At 52.4% G+C, this 2,148-nt stretch carries 1 pseudogene; it reads left to right on the plus strand.

What is annotated here, in order from left to right:
* Positions 1 to 141: 141 nt before the first annotated feature.
* A pseudogene (gene napA / locus HWQ67_RS16960) lies at positions 142 to 2,148 on the plus strand (nitrate reductase catalytic subunit NapA); the annotation flags it as partial.

Consider the following 2,148-nt stretch of genomic DNA (forward strand, 5'->3'; position numbering starts at 1 on the left):
CACAGATGGGCGCAAGATACCATTTCTTGTCATTCCCGTGAAAACGGGAATCCATTTTCAAAAACCGCATAAAAAGCCAGTTAATAAAAAAGTGCAAAAGTATAGTATATCAAAAACATTAAGGAGGAAGTATACATGGCAATAACGCGTAGGGAGTTTCTCAAGACTGCTGCTGCCGTCTATGCGGCCACGGCTGCCGGCATTTTTGTGCCTGAGGAGTTGCAGGCGGCTGCGGCAAAGGCTGAGGCAGACTGGAAATGGGACAAGTCGGTATGCAGATTCTGTGGTACCGGCTGCGGCATCATGGTTGCCGTCAAGGGGGACAAGATCGTTGCCGTTAAGGGCGATCCCGCCGCTCCGGTCAACAAGGGGCTCAACTGTATCAAGGGCTACTTTAACGCAAAGATAATGTACGGAGCCGACAGACTCACGGAGCCGTTGATGAGGGTCAACGACAAGGGAGAGTTCGACAAGAAGGGTACTTTTAAACCAGTCAGTTGGAAGCGTGCCTTTGACGAAATGGAAAAGCAGTGCAAAAAGGCTTACAAGGAACTCGGCCCTACCGGTATAGCCATGTTTGGTTCCGGACAGTATACCATCATGGAAGGCATTGCAGCCGTAAAGTTTATGAAGGGCGGTCTCAGAAGCAACAATATAGACCCTAACGCCAGACACTGCATGGCAAGTGCCGTTGTTGGCTTTATGCAGACATTTGGGATCGACGAACCACCCGGTAACTACGACGATATGCACCATGCCGATACCATCGTTTCCCGGGGGGCCAACATGGCCGAAATGCACCCCATCCTCATGGTCCAAGGTCACGGACAGAAAGCTCAGTGACAAGCACAATGTCAAGGTGATTAACCTCTCTACCTACGCCAACAGGTGCTCCAACATAGCGGACATCGAAATCATATTTAAACCCAGTACAGACCTGGCAATCCTCAACTACCTCATCCGTGAGATCGTTGTCGAAAGACCCGATGCAATAGACGCCGATTTTGTCAAAAACTACTGCGTCTTTGCCACCGGTCCGGTTGACATTGGCTACGGGATGCGCAACAACCTCAAGCACCCGTCGTTTAGCGAAAAGGAGACCGATACGGTGGCCAAGGAACTGTCAAAGGTTATTTCGGAGGACGAGGCCATAGCACTTAAGGCCCTCGGCATAAAGGCCGGAGACAAGATGGAGAACAAGAACACCATCACTGCTGGCAAACATTGGCTGATCTCCCTGGAGGACTTCAAAAAGGGCGTGGAACCATATACCCTGGAATATGTTGCAGCCCTCTCCAAGGGTGACCCCGGCGAGTCACTGAATGAGTACTCAAAGAAGCTGAGGATACTTGCTGATATGTACCTGGACAAGGACAAAAAGGTAACCAGCTTCTGGACTATGGGGTTCAATCAACACATACGCGGCTCATGGATAAACAACATGATCTACTCGTTGCACCTGCTCCTTGGCAAGATGTGTCAGCCCGGCAACGGGGCATTCAGTCTCACCGGACAGCCAAGTGCCTGCGGTACGGCCAGAGAGGTTGGCACCTTCTGCCACAGACTTCCTGCCGACATGGTCGTAGACAACCCCGACCACAGGGCAAAGACTGAAAAGCTGTGGAAACTGCCTGAAGGCACCCTCAACCCCGTAATCGGCTCACACTACACCAAGATCATGCGTGACCTCGAGGACAAGAAAGTCAAGTTCGCCTGGGTACAGGTCAACAACCCATGGCACAATACGGCCAATGCCAACCACTGGATAAAGGCGGCCAGGGAAATGGACAACTTCATCGTGGTATCCGAGGCCTATCCGGGGATCACGGCCAAGGTGGCCGACCTCATACTGCCCACGGCGATGATCTTTGAAAAGTGGGGCGCCTACGGTAACGCCGAAAGACGCACACAGCACTGGCGTCAACAGGTCACTCCGGCAGGCAAGAGCACGTCGGACCTGTGGCAGATCGTGGAGTTCTCAAGGCGCTTCACCCTGGCCGATGTGTGGACGCAACACAAGATTGGCGATGCGATCATGCCTGACGTCCTGTCAAAGGCCGAAGCAATGGGCTATAAATCAACCGACACCCTGTATGACGTCCTGTTTGCCAACAAAGATGCCAAGACCTACAAGTGGCCCGACCCGGT

The sequence above is a fragment of the Candidatus Magnetobacterium casense genome (genome assembly GCF_019173545.1).
In the GTDB taxonomy this organism is placed as follows: Bacteria; Nitrospirota; Thermodesulfovibrionia; order Thermodesulfovibrionales; family Magnetobacteriaceae; genus Magnetobacterium; species Magnetobacterium cryptolimnobacter.